Below are 3386 nucleotides of genomic sequence, written 5' to 3'. Positions count from 1 at the left end.
CGCCGCGGTGAGCCGGGAGCCATGGGCTTGCGCTCCGGCGGGCAGCACGATGGTGCCGTAGATCGGCATCCGGGATAGTTTCCGGGGCGTCCGGGGCGGCTTCGACCTCATCGCGCGGCCATGAACCAGCGTGCGCGGGATGACACAGCCGATCAGGGAAATGAACAGCAGCAGATAAATGGCCGAGAACCAGACCGAGGAGTAGACGTCGAACAGCTGGAACCAGTCAAGGATCGGCCCGGTGTCGGGGTTGTCCTGGATGTACTGGGTGACTACTGCGGGGTTTGCCGGGCGCTGCGGGAACAGGGACCCCGGCACGGCGGCTACAGCAAGCAGGAGCAGCAGGAACAGGGCTGTGCGCATGCTGGTCAGTTGGGTCCAGCCCCAGCGGAGGCTGCCGCGGAAGCCGAGCGCTGGCAGCGCGACGTCGGGCTTTCCGCCTTCGGGAGTGTCGGGGGTCATTGTCTGCCCCCTTTCGTTGGGATCAGTTGCCATTAGATGGGGAGGGTCACCCCGCCGAGCCAGTTCTGCAGTTCATTGATCCACAGGGTCCAGACCCCGGTAGCCATGAGCAAGCCGACGACCACCAGCATCCCGCCGCCGAACCGTTGCAGGGACAGCCGGTGTTTCCTGAAGAAGGCCATCGCTCCCATTCCACGTCGCACGCCGAGAGCAATCAGCAGGAAGGGAAGGCCCAGACCCAGGCAATACACGAAGGTCAGTGCTGCGCCCTTCGCCGCGCTGGCGTCATCGTTGGAGAACGCGAGCAACTGCACAGCAGAGAGGGTGGGGCCGATGCACGGGGCCCAACCCAACCCGAACGTCAGGCCGAGCAGCGGCGCCCCCCACAGCCCGGTAGGCACCCTGGTCTGCAACTTCTTTTCGGTTTGGAACCAGGAGAATCCACCCATGAAGATGAGTCCCATCAGCACCACCACCAGTCCCATGACAGGGATAAGCCAGCTTTCGGAACCAACCATCCAGGCTCCCAGCTGGCCAAACAGGGCACCGTACGCCATGAAGACCACCGAAAACCCGAACACAAACAGGGCGATCCCGGTCAGCATCCGGCCGCGCTTCTGCTGCTCAAGGTCGACACCGGTCAGTCCCGTGACATAGCCCAGGTAGCCGGGCACCAGCGGGAGGACACAGGGCGATGCGAAGGACACCAGACCGGCAAGGAGTGCAACCGGCAGGGCAAGCAGCATTGAGCCGTTCAGCACCGTATCGGCGAAGGCGTTGCTGGGGGCAAGCGGAAGGGAGCCGCCGACGACGGCACTCAGGTGGAGGGGAAGATTCACTGTCAGTTACTCGGCCAGTGCTGTTTCGATGAGAGCCCCGAGCGTGGTCTTGTCGGCGAGCCCGAGAATCCGCGCTGACACTCGACCTTCCTTGTCGATCACCAGCGTGGTGGGCACTGCCTGAGGGGGAACATAGCTGGTCATCGCCAGCAGCACCCCGCCGTCCTGATCATCGAGACTCGGGTAGGGAATCTCGAAGCTCCGTTCAAAAGCCTCGGCGGTCTTCTCCGTATCCCGGATGTTGACCCCGTAGAACCGGGCCCCCGCCGACTGGTACTCGTCGTGCAGCGCCACCAGGTCCGGTGCTTCCTCGCGGCAAGGCGCACAGGCCGCGTACCAGAAGTTCACCACCGTCACATCCCCCACCCAGTCCGCCGAGTCGACGACGGTGCCATCGTATTTCGTGCCGGTAAGCGTGACAGGTTCACCCCGGTCGCCCACGGCGTACTCGGTGACCGAGCCGTCACCGGCAATGTAGTTCTTGTTGTCACCCACGGCCGCCTGCTGAGCCAACGGATCGTCAGCGGCACACGCCGAAAGGGCAATCGCGGCGGACAGCCCAATAGCCAGTGCTGTCCCGAGCCTTTTGGGGCGCCGGGCGGATCGGTCAGAGTTTTTCACAGCTTCTTCCACAGTTCTACAACGTGTAGTAATACTATTATGCTCCCGGCAGGTTTGCCGCACCGGGCAGGAGGTCCGCGCTTGGCTCTTCATAGCGCACCCCAATCAGGCGCCCGCCGTCGAAGTCCAGGGACGTGATCGAGCTCAAGGTGCACTCGCGATCTCGGGGATCGTGCCATAGCCGCCGGTTCTCCGCGGCAAGGCGGGACACCCAGATGGGCAGTTGGTGGCCCACCAGGATTACTTCGGCTGGACCCGCCGACCCATTTGCTTCAGCGAGCGCGACGGCGGCCCGCCGGGCATCACCCACTGCGGCCATCATGCGCTCTACCTGCTGGCTGTACGGCTCACCCCAGGATGGCCGGAATGGGTTGGCCAGCAACGGCCAGTGCCGGGGGTTCCGCAACTGCTGGGCCACCTGGGACATGCCCTCAAATCGGCTGTAGGCCTCAATAACCCTGTCGTCCGTCACAATTTCAAGGCCGAGCCGTTCGGCAATCGGAGCGGCAGTTTCCTGCGCCCGGGTCAGTGGGGACACTACCAACCGGACAACGCTCGCCCCGCCGGCAACCCGGGCCGCAAAGTGACCTGCAACCCGCTGAGCCATCTTTTGGCCCAGCTCCGAGAGGTGAAAATTCGGGAGTCGTCCGTAAAGTACACGCTCTGGATTATGGACCTCGCCATGACGGACGAGGTGGACGGTAGCTAGGGACATAGGTCCAGTTTCTCAGAGTTCGGTCGGTCAGTTAAATCCGCCGAAGCCGATCCGGCGCAGATTCGTTTGAACATTTAACTAACTTCGGGAATAATCGATGCAAATGCATGTTTATTATAGGTGACGGCCTTCCGGCTGCCACCTACCCATAACCCAGACCGCACCATCATCAGGAGATCCACCATGGCAATTCCTACAGGACTGAACAACGGCACCTGGACCCTCGACGGCTCACACAGCGAGGTCGGCTTCACCGTGCGCCACGCTGGCATCAGCAAGGTACGCGGCAACTTCGACACCGTCGACGCAGCACTTCATGTCGGGTCCTCACTCAGTGACTCCAAGGTCACCGCGACCATCAAGACTGCTTCCTTCAACTCCAACGACGCCAACCGCGACGGCCACGTCCGCGGCGAGGACTTTTTCGACGTCGAGCGTTTTCCCGAAATGATTTTCGAGTCGACCTCCATCGAAGGTTCCGGCGAGACCTACCAGCTCTCAGGCAACCTGACGATCCGCGACGTAACCCTCCCGGTGGTCTTCGAAACCGAATTCAACGGGGTGGCAGTTGACCCCTTCGGCGCAACCCGCGCCGGGTTCTCCGGTCAGACCGTCATTTCCCGCAAGGACTTTGGCCTGACCTGGAATGCCGCCCTCGAAGCCGGCGGCGTTCTGGTCGGCGACAAAGTCACCATCAACCTTGATGCAGCGTTCGTAGCTCCAGCCAAGTAGACCTCCCCAGCCAGCGG

5 protein-coding genes are annotated in these 3386 nt (G+C 62.6%); 1 reads left to right on the top strand and 4 read right to left on the bottom strand.

Annotation, left to right across the window (positions count from 1 at the left end; all coding sequences use genetic code 11):
- The 4 genes from K728_RS19210 to K728_RS0111045 form a co-directional block, all read right to left on the bottom strand.
- A partial coding sequence (locus K728_RS19210) for a cytochrome c biogenesis protein ResB (RefSeq protein WP_035747867.1) occupies positions 1-462 on the bottom strand: 462 nt, incomplete at its 3' end.
- Positions 463-494: 32 nt separating this feature from the next.
- Positions 495-1208: a cytochrome c biogenesis CcdA family protein gene (locus tag K728_RS0111055; protein WP_050994964.1), complete on the bottom strand. Its 714-nt coding sequence runs from the start codon at positions 1206-1208 to the stop codon at positions 495-497.
- 99 nt (positions 1209-1307) lie between these two features.
- Entirely contained in the window at positions 1308-1922 is a 615-nt protein-coding gene (locus K728_RS0111050; protein ID WP_019483188.1) for a TlpA family protein disulfide reductase, read from the bottom strand.
- A gap of 37 nt (positions 1923-1959) precedes the next feature.
- On the bottom strand, positions 1960-2637 hold the full coding sequence (locus K728_RS0111045) for a histidine phosphatase family protein (protein ID WP_024476749.1): 678 nt from the start codon (positions 2635-2637) through the stop codon (positions 1960-1962).
- 183 nt (positions 2638-2820) lie between these two features.
- Between K728_RS0111045 and K728_RS0111040 the strand changes: the two genes are divergently transcribed.
- Positions 2821-3369, top strand: a complete 549-nt coding sequence (locus K728_RS0111040; RefSeq protein ID WP_019483186.1) for a YceI family protein — start codon at positions 2821-2823, stop codon at positions 3367-3369.
- Positions 3370-3386 lie beyond the last annotated feature (17 nt).

The sequence above is a fragment of the Arthrobacter sp. CAL618 genome, assembly GCF_000468215.1.
In the GTDB taxonomy this organism is placed as follows: Bacteria; Actinomycetota; Actinomycetes; order Actinomycetales; family Micrococcaceae; genus Arthrobacter_D.
The sequence above is the reverse complement of the archived record's forward strand: the minus strand, read 5'-3'. Positions and strand labels throughout refer to the sequence as shown.